A 16,287-nucleotide genomic window follows, 5' to 3' on the forward strand; every position below is an offset into this window, starting at 1 on the left:
TATTGAAAGGTCTTATGTATTTCTAAAAGAGAATTTATTTATTAAAATCTACCTCATCATTGGAATGGAGATTTTCATTAATATTTTCTTCTTTCTTTTCTGTAGGTTTCTTAGGAGTAGGATCTGCCGGTCTCGGATTTTTGATCTCGTCGATGGTCTGAAGACTTCCGTCATCTCCGTATCCGCCACTGAGTCCTTTAAGGTTAGAGCATCCGTCTTTCCAGTCTGATGGCTTGGTGAATTTGTCATCAGGTGTAATACCTAAACTCTTATCCGCCCATACTTTCTTCATGAAGATCGCCCAGATTGGTAATGCCATCTTTGCACCCTGACCTTCTCCTGTTCCAAAGAAGTGGGTTGCTCTGTCTTCCCATCCAACCCAAGCTCCGGTTGCTAATTTTGGTGTAATTCCCATAAACCAACCATCGGAGTTGTTCTGTGTAGTACCTGTTTTAGCTGCAATTTCAACTGCTTTTGAGATTCCTCTTCTTCCAAGTTCTCCTGATGCAGTACCATATTGTGCAACACCTTTCATCAATTCGATCATTGTGTATGCATATAATGGATTCATTACTTCTTTAGGCTCTACATTTACTTCCTTAATTACTCTACCATTGGCATCTTCAATTCTCCAGATCATTTCCGGCTTATTGTGGTTACCGTAGTTTGCGAAAGTACTGTAGGCACCTAGCATCTCATAGATGGTAATATCTGATGAACCCAGGGCAATGGTATTGTTTCTAGGAATGTCTTCTGTAACTCCCAAGTCTCTGGCAGTTTGAATAACAGCATCTACTCCGGTCATTTCGATAAGTCTTGCTGCAATCGGGTTTTGAGAGTGTGCTAAACCATCTTTTAAAGTAAGCATTCCACCTCTTCCCGGTACGTGCCATCCGTTGTGATCATAAGTTCCGTTAGAAACAGTTGAACAAGGAGTCATTCCAAGTTTCATAATAGCGGTTGCATATACGAAAGGCTTGAATGTGGATCCTACCTGTCTCTTACCTTGCTTGATGTGGTCATACTGGAAGTGCTGCCAATCGATACCACCTACCCATGCCTTGATTTCTCCGGTTCCTGGAACCATAGACATTAATCCGGCCTGTGCAATTTGCTTATGATATCGGATAGAATCCCAAGGTGACATTTCCACCTCTTCTTCTCCGTTCCAAGTAAATCTTGAAGTTTTGATAGGCTTCTTGAATTCCATCATGATTGAATCCTCAGGCATTCCGTCTGCTTTTAGAAGCTTGTATCTTCCTGTTCTCTTCATGGCCTGAAGCATTACATCCTTAATTTGTTTGTCATTAAGGTAGTAGAAAGGTCTGTTCTTTCTTCCTCTTTGTTCTGCATCAAATCTTTTCTGAAGATCAGTTAAGTGTTCCTTGATAGCCTCTTCTGCATACTTCTGCATTTTAGAATCAAGGGTAACATAGATTTTTAATCCGTCTTTATAAAGATTTAGTTTCTTTCCTGTTTCTTTTTCATGAGTTTCAAGATATTTATCAATCTCTTTTCTCAGATAGAACTTATAATAGGCAGAATATCCGTCTGTAATACTTTTAATAGGGTGGAAATCTACTTCTACAGGAGTGTTGATCGCCTTTTGGTAGGTTTCTTCATTGATGTATCCTGTTTTCTGCATTTGATCCAATACAACATTCCTTCTTTCCTTTGCTCTTTCAGGATATCTGTAAGGGTTGTTTTTTCTTGGGTTTTCAAGCATAGCCACAAAAGTAGCAGCCTCAGGCAATGTAAGCTCTGATGTTTTTTTGTTAAAATATACTCTGGAAGCCATTTCAACACCATTGGCATTGAAAAGGAAGTCAAATTTGTTAAAGTAAAGCGTAATGATCTCTTCCTTGGTATATCTTTTTTCAAGACTTACGGCTACAACCCATTCCTTTAATTTTTGGAAAGCTCTTTCAAATTTATTTTGAGAAGCATTTCCTGTGAAAAGAAGCTTGGCAAGCTGTTGAGTAATGGTAGAACCACCTCCACGGCCCCCTCCGTAAGCAACGGCTCTGGCAATAGAGTATAGGTCAATTCCTGAGTGTTCCTTGAAACGCTCATCCTCTTTGGCTTGCAGTGCATAGATAAGATAAGGAGGGAGATCCTTATAAACAATAGGTTGGGTTTTTTCTTTTTCAAACTTACCTAACGTTACCCCATCTGAGGAAATAATTTCAGAAGCGACAAAGATGTCCGGATTTTCAAGTTCCTTTACATCTGGCATTTCTCCAAGAAAGCCTTGGGAAACCGCAAAGAAAAGTCCTGAAATTCCTAAAACTACCGCAATGAGTCCAATCCAAATAAATGAGACCCATTTTTTCCAAGAGGTATCTTTCTTTTTTTTAGGAGGCAGGGGAAAAGTTTTCCCTCTGTTTCCTGCATTTTTATTGTTTTCTTCCATTTATGGTTACGGTTTTAGCCGTTTCTATTTTTATCCCAATGTCCTCAATTCCCGGAAGGTTATCATTTCTCATCGCTTGTGTAAGACCAATTTGATATTTTCCTTTTCCTGGAAACCTGTAATTTAATTTATATTGAAACAATGTTTCCTTTGTGTCACCAAAGCCTGTACCAAGCCATTCTCCGTTTGGTTTTGCCAGAACATAATTTAAGGTGTCAATTTCCTTTTTTTTGTTCTGTAGATTAGTGAAATTCACAATAAACCTTATATTACTGTAAGGGTAATTGTTGTTATTTCTTACGACAAATATAATATTTTTAGGATTCTGCGGATCTGAAATTTCAAGATTAAATTTTTGCTCACTTTTCTTATTCCATTTGTTGTCAACGGAATTCATTATAGTGTCTTCTCCTGAAGAAGAATTACAACTAAAGAAAAGGATAAGGGAAAATAATCCTAAAATTTTACGCATCTTTATCTTTTTTTGGAGGATATTTCTTTTTAAATTTTTTCTTGTTTGGGTTGCTTTGCGTGTTTTGCTCTGCATTTGGAGTAGCCTCACTTTTTACTTTTTCCACTGGCACTTTTTGTTGAGGCTGTGGCTTTTGTTGTCTAGGTTGGTTTCCGGAATTTGCACTAGGATTTTCAGTTCTTACAGGTTTGTCAGATCTTTCAGGCCTTTCTTGTCTCTCAGGTCTGTTTTTCTTCTGTCCTTGTTGTCCCTGTCCTTGGTTGTTGCTTGGCTTATTCTGGTTACTCCTGTTATTTCTATTGTTTCTGTTTTTCTTTTCGAAACGGTCTACACTATTCTCCTGAATCAAATCAATAGTCTGAACTGATGTTTCGGGCTGTTTTAAATCTTCTAAAGGAAGGATTTTTTCTCCTCTTTTATTTTTAGAAATCAGCTTTTTAACAAGATCAATATCAAAATCATACCATGCAATAGAATGATCTACATAGGCAAACCACATTTTCTTTTTGAAAACATCTATTTTGATACAGAATGCTCTTCCTTTTTCAGTATCCAGTGTTGTTGAAGAAGAAGGGAAGTGGCTTAATGCATCTAAATAACTATCAAGTTCATAGTTTAAACAACATTTAAGTTTACCACACTGTCCTGCAAGTTTCTGAGGATTAATGCTTAGCTGTTGGTATCTAGCTACATTGGTGTTTACAGATCTGAAATCTGTAAGCCATGTTGAACAACAAAGTTCACGTCCGCAAGAGCCAATTCCACCTACTTTTGCGGCTTCCTGTCTGAACCCGATCTGCTTCATGTCAATCTTGGTTCTGAAAGATCCAGCATAGTCTTTAATTAACTGTCTGAAGTCTATCCTGTTGTCTGCAGTGTAATAAAATGTGATCTTTGAAGAATCACCCTGATATTCTACATCAGTAACTTTCATTTCAAGGCCTAATCTTTGAGCAATTTTTCTTGCCTCAAGCTTTACGCCGTCTTCTTTTTTTCTTGCTTCCTGCCATACCTCAAGATCCTTTTGGTTGGCCTGTCTGTATATTTTAAGTGCCAATTCTTCAGAAAACTTTTTCTTTTTCATCTGAATTTTTACTAATTCTCCCGTAAGGCTTACAACGCCTACATCGTGTCCCGGACTAGATTCTACTGTAACTACACTACCTATATGTAAAGGAATATTATTTACATTTTTATAAAACGATTTCCTGTCATTTTTAAACCTAACTTCTACAAAATCACACCTGTTTGATGTAGGATTGTTGATGTTAGAAAGCCAGTCAAAAACACTTAATTTATAACTATTCCCGCAGGTATTTACACTTTCACAACCAGTTGCGGTTTTTTTAGGGCCGCAAGAATGTGCAGAATCGCCGGATGTTTTACATCCACAACTCATATTACTATTATTTATAATCTTGCAAATTTATGTATTTTTATCTTTATGCAATTCTAAAATACTTAAATAACCTGAATTCAGATAAAACATTTCTATATTTTAACATGGAAAGGAAGCTGGAAGCAGAAAGAATAAAGCTCTAATGGGGCTAGATGGATCGCTTTTTTTATGATTGTAAAAGCTAGATGCACTTTATACTTAATGAATTTTTAAAATTAACATTCCCACCGATTGTATTCAATTTTCTGTCTTTACTTTTATCACAGCTCTGGTTTTTTTTCTTTTGTTAAACATTTGTTTAATATTAAACGAGGTCTTATGTGTTTCTTAATATATTTTTTAAACTACTATAAACTATAGCTTTGTAGCTTATTATGTGTAGAATGTTATTTTAAACATAGTTTTCTTTTGATGTATTGTTTAAAATATTGGGAAATGTTAACAGTTGTATTCAAAATAATTTTATATTTGGATTATATAATAATAGTCTATGAAAAAAATATTAGTATCAACTGCTTTATTGGCGGGCGTTCTATCTTACGCAGGAGGCTTTAGAGTTTCTTTGCAAGGGGTAAAACAATTGGCAATGGCGCATACTAGTGCTCATGCCGAAGATGCGAGTGTGACATTTTTTAACCCAGCGGGTATGTCATTTATCCCTTCCAAACTGAGTGTTGTGGCAGGAGGATTTGGTGCAAGTAATAAAGTTACTTTTCAAAACTTCAATACTTTACAAAGTGCAGAGACGGATAATCCTATAGGGACTCCATTCTATGCGGCGATTACTTATAGACCAATAGAGAAACTTACCGTAGGTCTTAGTGTAACAACGCCTTTTGGGAGTACAATCAAATGGCCTGAAAACTGGGAAGGCAGGGAGTTGGTGCAGAAATTGGAACTGAAAAGCTTCTACTTCCAGCCAATGGTCTCTGTGAAACTTGCTCCTTGGGTGTCTTTTGGTGCCAGCTATATCTATGCAAAAGGAAAAGTAGATTGGGATAAAGCGGTAACGCAATTTGATGGTAAGGTTAATATTAATGACAATAATGCAAGCGGACACGGATATGGATTTGGTTTCTATTTCAGACCCGATCCTAAATTAGATGTGAGTATTGCCTACCGTTCAGCAATAGATATGAAAGCTAAAAAAGGAACAGCTACGTTCCAGTTCCCGTCACAGTCTGTTTATACACAGTTGAAATTGAATGCAGCGGGACAAGATGGCTTCTCTGCAGTTCTTCCATTGGTGGAAGAATATACAATCGGTTTAACTTATAAACTGACGCCGAAATGGTTGGTTTCTGCAGACTTTAACTATCATGGATGGGAAAGATACAGCAAGCTTACTTTAGATTTTGACAATGCCCCTATTGGGAATAATCCATCGGATGCAACTATTCTTACAAATCCTAAGAATTTCAAAAACTCCAAAACATTCAGATTGGGAACTCAATATGCGTTCACAGATATGATATACGGACGTTTGGGAGCTTATTATGATGAAGCACCTTATACTACAGACAACTTTATCCCGGAAACGCCTTCGTATGATACCTATGTGGTTACAGGAGGGGTAGGTTTCAAGCTGAAGCAGTTCGGAATCGATGTAGCTGGTGGATATGCAATGCCTCAGTACAGAAAGGTAAACAATGTTAATATAGGGCTTAACGGACAGTCAAAAGCAACAGCTTTCTACTTTGGTCTAGGTTTCTCTTATAATCCATTTTAATTTTAGAAGACTATGAAAAAAATTATAATATCGACAATTGCAGTTTCTGCACTTCTTTTTACAGTAACAAGCTGTAATACGGATTTCGATACGGATGTGAAAGATATCCAGGTAACAAAAGGTGATGCAGACTTTACTAAATATATTTCTTTAGGAAACTCATTGACTGCTGGTTATAGAGACGGAGCGCTTTATAGTAGCGGTCAGAGTGAGTCTTATCCAAGTATGATTGCTGGGCAAATGCAGTTCGCTGGTGGAGGAGCTTTTAAACAACCTATGATGCCTAATGATACTGGAGGTTTTACCAATTTGTTTAATCCAGTAACGGGAGATTTTGCAGGTAAATACGTGCTAAGTGTGGTAAGTGGTGCTTTAACTCCGGGGCCAACAGCTCCAGGTGCAGCATTAGATAATGTTTCTGCAGGAGGTCCTTACCAGAATATGGGAGTTCCTGGTGCAAGAGTGGCTCATTTAATAGCTCCGGGATATGGAAATCCTGCAGGTTTGGGAACTACACCTGCTACCGCTAATCCATATTTCGTAAGATTCGCATCATCAACAACAACTTCAGTAGTAGAAGATGCATTGAAGCAGAACCCTACTTTTGTCTCTTTATGGATAGGAAACAATGATGTTTTATTATATGCAACTTCAGGAGGTGCTGATCCAAATGTTCCGATTACACCGGTAGAAGGTGCTGTAGGAGTAGGATTCAGTAATACCTATGCTTATTTAGTAGATAAATTATTCCCGGCTGGAACAACAAGAAAAGGAGTCATTGCTAACATTCCAACAGTTACTAATGTTCCTTACTTTACAAGAGTTCCTGCTATGCCTCTTACAGGTTTGACGGATGCTCAGGTAACTCAGCTGAATTCAGGATACGCACAGTATAATGCAGGATTACTTCAGGCTAAGACTCTGGGAGCGATCAATGATGCAGAATATCAGAAAAGATTAATTAAATTCACTGCAGGTGCAGCAGTTAACGGAGCTGTAATTGTAGACAAAGACTTGGTGACAGTTCCGGGGCTTCCAAAATACAGACAAACTACAAGCAGAGATTTAATTCTTTTACCAGCAAGTAAAGTTCTTACTCCACAGGCTGGGGGAGGTACTTCTGTACCATTAGAAGATAAACTTGTACTTACTGAAGCTGAGACTGCAAAAGTGCTTACCGCTACTGCTGGATATAATGCTGCTATTAAAAAGGCTGCAGCAGACAAAGGTCTTGCTTTTGTAGATATGGATGCTAAAATGATGGAGCTGAATTCTAAATCAGGAATTGTTTGGGATGGAGTGAAATATACTGCAACATTCGTTACAGGAGGTGCTTTCTCCCTTGATGGAGTTCACCTTACAGGTAGAGGATATGCTATTGTTGCCAATGAATTTATCAAAACAATTAATGGTAAATATAAGTCAACATTACCACAGGTAGATCCGAACAAATATTCAGGAGTTAAATTCCCTTAATAATTGATAAAATAAAAACTTAGAAACCACAGGAGTAATTCTTGTGGTTTTTTTTTAAATTTGCAAAATCTTTTAAAAAGTAAAAATGGCCGATCAGTTAAGTTATCTATTTTGTACAAGAACCAGCAGGGACTTGGCAGAGAAAATTGCCCAGAGTTATGGGAAAGAATTAGGAAAAATCAACTTTCAGGAGTTCAGCGACGGAGAATTTGAGCCTGTTTTGGACGAATCTGTAAGAGGTGGAAGGGTTTTCCTAATTGGATCTACGTTCCCACCTGCAGACAATCTTTTAGAGCTTCTTCTAATGATTGATGCAGCAAAAAGAGCTTCTGCAAAGAGCATTACCGTTGTAATTCCTTACTTCGGACTTGCTAGACAGGACAGAAAAGACAAACCAAGAGCGCCAATTGGTGCTAAGTTAGTTGCAAACCTTCTTACAGCAGCGGGAGCAACAAGAGTGATGACAATGGATCTTCACGCAGACCAGATCCAGGGGTTTTTCGAAATTCCGGTAGATCATCTTTATGCTTCTTCTATTTTTGTTGATTATATTAAATCCTTAAATCTTGACAACCTTACCATTGCTTCTCCGGATATGGGAGGTGCAAAAAGAGCGAAAAACTATGCAGGTCACCTAGGTGCAGAGGTAGTAATTGCTTATAAGGAAAGAAAAAAGGCAAACGTTGTAGAAGAAATGTTCCTTATCGGGGATGTAACAGGTAAAAACGTAATCCTTATTGATGATATGATTGATACTGCAGGAACACTTTGTAAGGCTGCGGATATCTTGATGGAGAAAGGAGCAAAAACAGTAAGAGCAATGGCTACTCACGGAGTACTTTCAGGAAAAGCTTACGAGAATATTGAGAACTCAAAATTGTTGGAAGTTATTGTAACTGACTCAATTCCTGTTAAAAATAATTTGTCATCTAAAATAAAAGTGCTATCTTGCGCCCCGTTATTTGCAGATGTTATGACCATGGTTCATGAGCATAGATCAATTAGTAGTAAATTTGTTATTTAATTGATTTTTAGCAAATTACAAAACAAAATTAGAACAAATTTTTAAATTTTTATAAATGAAATCTATTACAATTCAAGGTACAAAAAGAGAAAGCGTGGGCAAAAAGTCTACAAAAGCTTTACGTGATGCTGAATTAGTTCCTTGTGTTGTTTATGGAGGTGGCGCACCATTGAACTTCTCTGCTGAAGAGAAAGCTTTCAAAGGTTTAGTATACACTCCTGAAGCACACACGGTATCTATTGAAGTTGATGGTCAAACAATTCCAGCAGTTCTTCAAGATATTCAGTTCCACCCAATTACGGACAAAATTCTTCACGTAGACTTCTATCAATTATCTGACGATAAGCCAGTTATTATGGAGGTTCCTGTAAGAATCACTGGACGTTCTAAAGGTGTTGTAGCTGGTGGTGTTTTACGTCAGTCTTTCAGAAAACTAAAAGTAAAAGCTATTCCTGCTAACTTGCCAGATGAGATCGTTGTAGATGTTACTCCATTAAGAATCGGTAACAAACTTTACATCGGTGGTATCAAAACTACAGGATATTCTTTCGTTCACCCAGACAACGCAGTAGTAGTTGCTGTTAAGATGTCTAGAAATGCAATGAAGGGAGGTGCTGCTGCAATGGATGATGAGGATGAAGAAGAAGCTGAAGAAGTGGCTACTCAATCTCCTGATGTTCCAACAACAGAAGAAAAATCTGCAGAATAAGACTTACTTATTTAAAGAATATAAAAAACCTGTCAATTTATTGGCAGGTTTTTTTGTGTCGTTAATAGCAAAAAAGTAAAGAAAAGTGAGAGAAGATATAATCAAATTTGTCTTTTTTTCTATTTTGTTATTTTACTTTATCAGCTTTATTAGCCCTTAATCATTGAGTATTTCTATGAACTGACAAGTATCAGTAGCCAACCGGATGCCTCCTTTCAGAAAAAAAGCCGTAAATTTGAAGAGTTCTAAATAAGGACGTTTTAATTTAAAAAATAAATAAATGTTTGACATTCAGGAAATAAGAAGCCAGTTTTCTATATTGGACAGAGAAGTGAATGGTAAGCCGCTGGTTTATCTGGACAATGCAGCTACATCTCAAAAGCCAAATTCGGTTTTAGAAGTCTGTCACGCATATTATACAGAACTTAATGCCAATGTTCACAGAGGAATTCACACATTAAGCCAATTGGCAACAGAAGAAATGGAGCTTTCCAGAAGAAAGATTCAGAAATTCATCAATGCTGAACATGATTTTGAAGTAATCTTTACCAAGGGAACAACAGAAGGGTTGAACCTCATCGCTTATATTCTAACACAAAAATTACAAAAAGACGATGAGATCATTATTTCATACCTGGAGCACCACTCCAATATTGTTCCTTGGCAAATGCTGTGTGAAAGAACAGGTGCAAAACTTCGTGTAATTCCTATTGATGAAAATGGAATTTTGCAGTTGGATTACCTTGATCAGTTCTTAAGTGAAAAAACAAAGGTTGTTTCTGTAAATCAGGTTTCCAATGCATTAGGAATTGTGAACCCTATTGAAGAAATTATTGCAAAGACGAGAAAGAATTCAGATGCCTATATCGTTATTGATGGTGCTCAGTCTGCTCCTCATTTTAGTATTGATGTCCAAAAGCTGGATTGTGATTTCTTTGTTTTTTCAGGTCATAAAATGTATGCTCCAATGGGAACAGGTATTTTATACGGAAAACGTGAAATATTGGAAGCTTTACCACCATTTCACGGGGGAGGAGAGATGATTGCCACATGTTCTTTCGATGGAACAACTTATGCGGGTCTGCCATTTAAGTATGAAGCAGGAACTCCCAATGTAGGTGGAAATATCGCGTTAGGAGCAGCCGTTGATTTTATGGAAAGAATCGGGCGTCAAAATATCCAGAATCATGAAAATGCTTTGCTGGAATATGCTCAAAGACAGCTTTTAGAAATAGAGGGTATTAAAATCTATGGTGAAAAGGCTCATAGAACAGGAGTTGTTTCCTTTAATCTTGAGGGAGTAGGAATTTCATCTGATGTAGGAATGATCCTGGATAAAATGGGTATTGCTGTAAGAACAGGACATCATTGTACACAACCCATTATGAACTTTTTTAATATTGCTGGAACGGTAAGAGCAAGCTTTGCAGTGTATAATACCTTTGAAGAAATCGATATTCTGGTTGAAGGAGTTAAAAAAGCACAAAGAATGCTGAGCTAGTAATTAAGCAAATAATCAAAAATATAAAAAGCCCTGTCAGTAATGATAGGGCTTTATTATGATCTTAAACTTTCAGCGTGAAAGTTAATTTTTTTTAAAGATTAGGTTTCCAGTCAACAACTGCTCTGATGAATGCCTCAGCATTTTCAACAGGAACATTTGGAAGGATTCCGTGGCCAAGGTTTGCAATATATCTATCCTTTCCGAAACGGTTAATCATTTCATTTACCATTTTCTTAATGGTTTCAGGTGTTGAATGTAACCTTGCAGGGTCAAAGTTTCCTTGTAATGTCATCGTGTGGTTAGTAAGTGTTCTTGCGAATTCTGGCTTAATGGTCCAGTCAACACCAAGAGCAGAAGCCTTAGACATCGTCATTTCTTCCAATGCAAACCAACATCCTTTTCCAAATACTACAACATGAGTAAGAGGGCTTAGTGCTTCAACAATCTGATTGATATACTGCCAAGAAAATTCCTGATAATCAGTTGGAGAAAGCATTCCTCCCCAAGAATCGAATATCTGCACAGCAGAAACTCCTTTTTCTACTTTTCTCTTTAAATAAGCAATAGTAGTATCTGTGATCTTCTGAAGTAATAAATGAGCCGCCTCAGGCTGTTGGAAGCAGAATGACTTTGCAATATCAAAAGCCTTGCTTCCTTTTCCTTCTACACAATAGCAAAGAATCGTCCAAGGAGAACCTGCAAAACCAATCAATGGAATTTCATTATCTAGTTTCTGAAGAGTCAGTTCAATAGCATCAAAAACGTATCCTAAAGTATCATTCACATCCGGAGTTTCAATATTCTGAACCTGTTCCATTGTTCTGATTGGAGTATCCAACCATGGTCCAACAGATTCTTTCATTTTGAAATCAATCCCCATCGCCTGTGGAACCACCAAAATATCTGAAAACAGAATCGCAGCGTCCAAAGGAAATCTGCGGATAGGCTGCATGGTAATTTCAGCTGCAAGTTCAGGAGTCTGACATCTTGTAAAGAAATCATACTTATCTCTTAAGGCAATGAATTCCGGCAGATATCTTCCAGCCTGCCTCATCATCCAGACAGGAGGTCTTTCAACGGTTTCTCCGCGAAGTGCTTTTAAATATAGGTCGTTTTTTATCATAATCTATTTAAAGTAACATTACCTTCCAATTCGGTAACAAATATTTTAAAATTTTCCTCCCATTTCGTTCCTGATCAATTCAAAAATTGAGGTCAGTGTATTTTCTTCGGAAGTAAAAATTCTTTCTTGGGTGTAATTCCTCAATTCTCCGGATGTGGTTTCCCCAATTGAAAACAACTTCATATCCTTTAAGGAATTTTGCTTTGCAAAACTACGAACTCCGCTTGGACTAAAAAATACTGCAGCATGATATTTTTCAGGTATTAACGGATTGGTTTCCTCTGTGTTGTAGATCGTAATTTTTTTATACTTAATATTTTGTAGAGGAAGATCATTGTCCAGAACATTAATGGCAAGGTTGCCACAAAAATGGAGGAACTTTTCGTGCTGACAGTTTCCAATAATAAATTGGGATAACATTTCAGCGTTTTTCAATACCTTGAATGTTCCAAAGCCATTTTTCCTTAAAGCTCTCTTGGTTTTTTCACCAACGCAGTAAATCTTATTATAATTTTTTGCCGTAAAATCTTCATTGGGCTTGAAGCGGTTTTTGAAAAACGCAGCCACACCATTCACGCTGGTAAAAATCAGGGAATAGTTTTTAAGATCAAAAGGGCTAATTATAATAGGTTTGGTCTTGATTACCTCAACACAATCAACCGAAATATCCTCTCCTAATTCTTTGGATATAATCAATTGGTCTATATTTTTGGTAAATAAGATTTTCATATTTCTGCTAAGTAAAGATGAATGGGATGCTAAAGGAAACTTAAAATAATCCTTAGATCTGGCTTTTAATTTCTGCCATTAATTCTTTTCCGCCGTTTTCCAGAACAACCTTTGCAAATTTTTCACCAAAGTTCTCTGATGAATTGTATTCAAAGTTCTCATCAATGGCGATGCAGTTTTTACCATCCAAAGAACAAAGTGCTGCCGTAAAGCGGATCTGATCCCCGATGATTTCTGCAAATGCCCCGATAGGTGCGGTACAACCTCCTTCTAATGTGCTTAGGAAATTTCTTTCTATTTCTACACAGACCTGTGTAGGCTCATGGTTGATTTGTCTTAGAATTTCATTGATTTCCGGTTTGTCCGAATGTCCAGCAACAGCAATCACACCCTGAGATGGAGCTGGGGTCATTATCGGAAGCATTTCGTAATCAATTTCCATTTTCATTCTTTTGATTCCTGCCAAAGATAGAATGGTAGCATCAAAATTTCCATCTTCAAGCTTTTGAAGACGAGTTTGAATATTTCCACGAATGTCTGAGAACTCCGTGGTAGGGTAATGTCTTAACCAGAATGCTCTTCTTCTCAAGCTGCTGGTTGCCAGTTTCAGCTCATGAAGCTCTTTATTTCTTGCAGATTCCTTTCTGATTAGGATATCCTGAGGATAATCTCTTTCCAGGTAAGCAATCATCTCAACGTTTTGAGGTAACTGAGTAGGGACATCCTTTAAAGAATGAACAGCAATATCTATTTCGTCGTTGAGTAATGCCACATCAAGATCTCTTGTGAAAACACCGGTGATTCCCAGTGAATACAATGGCTGGTTAAGGTTCTTATCGCCAGAAGAAACGATAGGAACAATCTCTGTTAAATAATTGTTGTTCTGAAGGTGCCTCGCAACCTCTCTTGCCTGCCAAAGTGCAAGTGCGGAATTTCTTGTTCCGATTCTAATGCTTTTCATTGAATTCGTTGTTTGGTTGTTCAACTAATATTTCGTGCATTAATTTACTAATTTCTTCGGCTTTTAAAGGATTGTCGATGATATATTTTGCAAAACGGTTGGTGATCTTCTGTATCATTTTGTCCGAAAGTTCCATGTCCGTAATGTCTATATATTTATTCTTCTTATAGAAATTATGCATCTCATTGCGTTCCATGTTCTTTAAAACGGCCTTGAAATGATGAATATTTGGTGCTAGTTTTCTCTTTTTTTCCCACTCAATGAAGTCTTTCATCAACTCCTTGATGATCTTTTCCGCTTTTGGGATTTCTTTTTCCCGCTGCTGGATCGTTTCCTGGATTTGTTTTGAAAGTTCATCAACATCAATTAAAGTTACATTTTCATTTTCCGTTACATTTTTTTCAACGTTATGCGGAATAGAAAGATCAATAACTAACGTTTCCTTTCCATTAGGGAAGTGAGATTGGTTGATAATCGGGTGCTTGGCCCCGGTTGCCACGATGAGGATATCTGTATTTTTTAATTCCTTGTCAAAATCAGAATAATCAACATGAGGAATATTATATTTCTGGGAAATCTTTTCAGCTTTCTCCTGAGTTCTGTTTGCTATTTTAATTTTAGGCTGGAAGACATGTTTTACCAGATTTTCAACGGTATTTTGTCCAATTTCACCTACCCCTAAAAGAAGAATGTTCTTTTCAGTAATTCTCTTTTGGCTGTTTAAAATATAATGTACTGCAGCATAGGAAACGGAAGCCGCACCATTAGAAATGCCGGTTTCATTTTTAATTCTTTTCGAAATCTGTATCGCTGCATTAATAGCCCTTTCCAGATATGGGTTAGAATTTTGTCTCTCTTTTTTGAAGCGGCTGTATGCTTTCTTTATCTGACCGATAATTTCAAAATCTCCGATAATCTGGCTTTCAAGACCGGCAGCTACTCTGAAAAGGTGTATGAGTGCCTCTTCTTTAGTAAGAATATTAGCAAACTGAAGAAAATCTGTAATGTTAACTCCAATGGTTTTGCAGTATTCTTCTGCCACTAAAAGATAATTGGGAGAGGTGGTGTAAATTTCAGTCCTGTTACATGTGGAGACCACAAATGCATCCCCAAGATCTTCCTGATGGACCCGGGAAACGAAGTTTTTGATGTTTTCATCAAAAAATGCAAACTTTCCTCTAGTTTCTACATCGGCCTTTTCGTAGCTGATGGAAAGCACGGCAAAATTCGATGTTCGATGGATGTTGGAATACTGTAACATAAGCAGTCGCAAATTTACGATTTTTTTAATTAATCAGCCCCTGATAGTGTATATGATAATTATCGTAAAAAACTATAAAAGGTTTATAGAAAAAATGTAAGAGGATAGAATGGTAAAAAGGCAGATAGGTTGTGTGATTTTTTATGCTTATTGTCTTCTTTATCATGTTAATCGCAAATTTCCAACCTTATACAGAATTTAAGCTTCTTTGCTTCCGTATTTTTCAGGCATCCTTTTTGCTATCTTAATATTTTACTATTTAACCTTTTTGCCTTTCAATTTCCCTCATTAATTTTAGTTTAACTCAAACTCTGTAATTATCTAGACAGAAAGTTAATAAAGAATTATAAATTTTAATAAAATTTTAACCAAATAATGTTGGTGGGAAATTTCTTTAGTAGTGTTAAATTTATATCTTTGTAATCTTAAAATCAGAAGAAAAATATGAGTTTATTTGATATGTTTACGCAAGAAATTGCGATAGACCTAGGAACAGCTAATACCCTTATCATCCATAATAATAAGATTGTTATAGATCAACCGTCAATTGTCGCAATTGAACGTTCTACGGGTAAACCCATTGCTGTAGGTGAACAGGCTAAGCATATGCAAGGTAAAACTCACGAGGATATCAAGACGATCCGTCCTTTGAAAGATGGTGTTATTGCAGATTTCCACGCTTCTGAACACATGATTAAGGAATTTATCAAAAAAATTCCTGGAATCAAGGGTAAATTTATACAGCCTGCATTAAGAATTGTAATCTGTATTCCTTCTGGTATCACTGAAGTTGAAAAAAGAGCGGTAAGAGATTCTGCTCAAAAAGTAAATGCTAAAGAAGTGAGATTGATCTATGAGCCAATGGCAGCTGCTATAGGAGTTGGGATTGACGTACAGAAACCTGAGGGGAACATGATTATTGATATAGGTGGAGGTACTACTGAAATTGCTGTAGTAGCTTTAGGTGGTATTGTATGTGACAAATCTGTAAAAATTGCAGGAGACGTATTTACAAATGATATTGCTTATTACTTAAGAACCCACCATAACCTTTATATTGGGGAAAGAACTGCTGAAAGAATCAAAATTGAAGTAGGTTCTGCAGTGGAAGATCTTGATGTAGACATCGAGGACATCCCGGTACAAGGTAGAGACCTTATTACAGGTAAGCCTAAAGAAATTATGGTTGGATACAAGGAAATTGCACGTGCATTAGACAAGTCTATCATTAGAATTGAAGATGCTGTAATGGAAACCCTTTCTCTTACTCCACCGGAATTGGCTGCTGATATCTACAAAACAGGTATTTATCTTGCAGGAGGAGGAGCATTGCTAAGAGGTCTTGCAGACAGAATCCACAAAAAGACAGGTCTTCCTGTATTTGTAGCGGAAGATCCGTTGAGAGCCGTAGTTCGTGGAACAGGTATTGCCCTTAAGAATATGGATAAATTCAATTTCTTAATTAAATAATTTTAACTTTTTACGAC

13 protein-coding genes are annotated in these 16,287 nt (G+C 37.0%); 6 read left to right on the forward strand and 7 right to left on the reverse strand.

Annotation, left to right across the window (positions count from 1 at the left end):
- Nucleotides 1-34: 34 nt before the first annotated feature.
- Genes EG359_RS15360 through EG359_RS15370 form a run of 3 tightly spaced genes read right to left on the reverse strand, consistent with a single transcriptional unit; the run spans nucleotide 35 to nucleotide 4,284 of the window.
- A complete protein-coding gene (locus tag EG359_RS15360; protein ID WP_076353024.1) occupies nucleotides 35-2,413 on the reverse strand; it encodes a transglycosylase domain-containing protein in 2,379 nt (792 codons plus the stop codon).
- A complete protein-coding gene (locus tag EG359_RS15365; protein WP_076353025.1) occupies nucleotides 2,397-2,885 on the reverse strand; it encodes a gliding motility lipoprotein GldH in 489 nt (162 codons plus the stop codon). Before EG359_RS15365 ends, EG359_RS15360 begins: the two co-directional genes overlap by 17 nt.
- On the reverse strand, nucleotides 2,878-4,284 hold the full coding sequence (locus EG359_RS15370) for a PSP1 domain-containing protein (protein WP_076353026.1): 1,407 nt from the start codon (nucleotides 4,282-4,284) through the stop codon (nucleotides 2,878-2,880). Before EG359_RS15370 ends, EG359_RS15365 begins: the two co-directional genes overlap by 8 nt.
- 490 nt (nucleotides 4,285-4,774) lie before the next feature.
- Between EG359_RS15370 and EG359_RS15375 the strand changes: the two genes are divergently transcribed.
- From EG359_RS15375 to EG359_RS15395, 5 genes are all read left to right on the forward strand, one after another.
- Nucleotides 4,775-6,013, forward strand: coding sequence for an OmpP1/FadL family transporter (locus EG359_RS15375; RefSeq protein ID WP_076353027.1), 1,239 nt, complete (start codon nucleotides 4,775-4,777; stop codon nucleotides 6,011-6,013).
- A 12-nt stretch (nucleotides 6,014-6,025) separates the two neighbouring features.
- Nucleotides 6,026-7,489 (forward strand): SGNH/GDSL hydrolase family protein, encoded by a 1,464-nt coding sequence (locus tag EG359_RS15380; RefSeq protein WP_076353028.1) that lies wholly within the window; start codon nucleotides 6,026-6,028, stop codon nucleotides 7,487-7,489.
- A gap of 85 nt (nucleotides 7,490-7,574) precedes the next feature.
- Nucleotides 7,575-8,513 (forward strand): ribose-phosphate pyrophosphokinase, encoded by a 939-nt coding sequence (locus EG359_RS15385; RefSeq protein WP_076353029.1) that lies wholly within the window; start codon nucleotides 7,575-7,577, stop codon nucleotides 8,511-8,513.
- A gap of 55 nt (nucleotides 8,514-8,568) precedes the next feature.
- The gene (locus tag EG359_RS15390; RefSeq protein ID WP_076353030.1) at nucleotides 8,569-9,222 is read left to right on the forward strand and encodes a 50S ribosomal protein L25/general stress protein Ctc; all 654 of its coding nucleotides are present in this window, start codon (nucleotides 8,569-8,571) and stop codon (nucleotides 9,220-9,222) included.
- Between the two features lie 280 nt (nucleotides 9,223-9,502).
- A complete protein-coding gene (locus EG359_RS15395; protein WP_076353031.1) occupies nucleotides 9,503-10,723 on the forward strand; it encodes an aminotransferase class V-fold PLP-dependent enzyme in 1,221 nt (406 codons plus the stop codon).
- 94 nt (nucleotides 10,724-10,817) lie between these two features.
- Here EG359_RS15395 and hemE read toward each other — a convergent pair whose 3' ends face one another.
- The 4 genes from hemE to hemA are packed head-to-tail and all read right to left on the reverse strand — an operon-like array spanning nucleotide 10,818 to nucleotide 14,800.
- Nucleotides 10,818-11,849, reverse strand: a complete 1,032-nt coding sequence (gene hemE, locus EG359_RS15400; RefSeq protein ID WP_076353032.1) for a uroporphyrinogen decarboxylase — start codon at nucleotides 11,847-11,849, stop codon at nucleotides 10,818-10,820.
- A gap of 45 nt (nucleotides 11,850-11,894) precedes the next feature.
- Nucleotides 11,895-12,578 carry a uroporphyrinogen-III synthase gene (locus EG359_RS15405; RefSeq protein ID WP_076353033.1) on the reverse strand — a complete coding sequence of 228 codons (684 nt, stop codon included), beginning with the start codon at nucleotides 12,576-12,578 and terminating at the stop codon, nucleotides 11,895-11,897.
- Between the two features lie 52 nt (nucleotides 12,579-12,630).
- Complete coding sequence (gene hemC / locus EG359_RS15410) at nucleotides 12,631-13,539, reverse strand: hydroxymethylbilane synthase (RefSeq protein WP_076353034.1); 909 nt, start codon at nucleotides 13,537-13,539, stop codon at nucleotides 12,631-12,633.
- Nucleotides 13,526-14,800 (reverse strand): glutamyl-tRNA reductase, encoded by a 1,275-nt coding sequence (hemA, locus tag EG359_RS15415; protein WP_076353035.1) that lies wholly within the window; start codon nucleotides 14,798-14,800, stop codon nucleotides 13,526-13,528. Before hemA ends, hemC begins: the two co-directional genes overlap by 14 nt.
- A gap of 444 nt (nucleotides 14,801-15,244) precedes the next feature.
- On the opposite strand from hemA, the gene EG359_RS15420 reads away from it, so the two are divergent.
- Complete coding sequence (locus EG359_RS15420) at nucleotides 15,245-16,270, forward strand: rod shape-determining protein (RefSeq protein WP_045491741.1); 1,026 nt, start codon at nucleotides 15,245-15,247, stop codon at nucleotides 16,268-16,270.
- The last annotated feature ends 17 nt before the right edge of the window (nucleotides 16,271-16,287 follow it).

The organism is Chryseobacterium joostei (genome assembly GCF_003815775.1).
GTDB lineage: Bacteria > Bacteroidota > Bacteroidia > Flavobacteriales > Weeksellaceae > Chryseobacterium > Chryseobacterium joostei.

Excerpts from the sequence above, each read along its gene's own strand:
- EG359_RS15420 (WP_045491741.1), top strand. The coding sequence starts at position 15,245 with ATGAGTTTATTTGATATGTTTACGCAAGAAATTGCGATAGACCTAGGA.
- EG359_RS15380 (WP_076353028.1), top strand. The coding sequence starts at position 6,026 with ATGAAAAAAATTATAATATCGACAATTGCAGTTTCTGCACTTCTTTTT.
- EG359_RS15405 (WP_076353033.1), bottom strand. The coding sequence starts at position 12,578 with ATGAAAATCTTATTTACCAAAAATATAGACCAATTGATTATATCCAAA.
- EG359_RS15360 (WP_076353024.1), bottom strand. The coding sequence starts at position 2,413 with ATGGAAGAAAACAATAAAAATGCAGGAAACAGAGGGAAAACTTTTCCC.
- EG359_RS15390 (WP_076353030.1), top strand. The coding sequence starts at position 8,569 with ATGAAATCTATTACAATTCAAGGTACAAAAAGAGAAAGCGTGGGCAAA.
- hemA (WP_076353035.1), bottom strand. The coding sequence starts at position 14,800 with ATGTTACAGTATTCCAACATCCATCGAACATCGAATTTTGCCGTGCTT.
- EG359_RS15365 (WP_076353025.1), bottom strand. The coding sequence starts at position 2,885 with ATGCGTAAAATTTTAGGATTATTTTCCCTTATCCTTTTCTTTAGTTGT.
- EG359_RS15385 (WP_076353029.1), top strand. The coding sequence starts at position 7,575 with ATGGCCGATCAGTTAAGTTATCTATTTTGTACAAGAACCAGCAGGGAC.
- EG359_RS15395 (WP_076353031.1), top strand. The coding sequence starts at position 9,503 with ATGTTTGACATTCAGGAAATAAGAAGCCAGTTTTCTATATTGGACAGA.
- hemC (WP_076353034.1), bottom strand. The coding sequence starts at position 13,539 with ATGAAAAGCATTAGAATCGGAACAAGAAATTCCGCACTTGCACTTTGG.
- EG359_RS15370 (WP_076353026.1), bottom strand. The coding sequence starts at position 4,284 with ATGAGTTGTGGATGTAAAACATCCGGCGATTCTGCACATTCTTGCGGC.
- hemE (WP_076353032.1), bottom strand. The coding sequence starts at position 11,849 with ATGATAAAAAACGACCTATATTTAAAAGCACTTCGCGGAGAAACCGTT.
- EG359_RS15375 (WP_076353027.1), top strand. The coding sequence starts at position 4,775 with ATGAAAAAAATATTAGTATCAACTGCTTTATTGGCGGGCGTTCTATCT.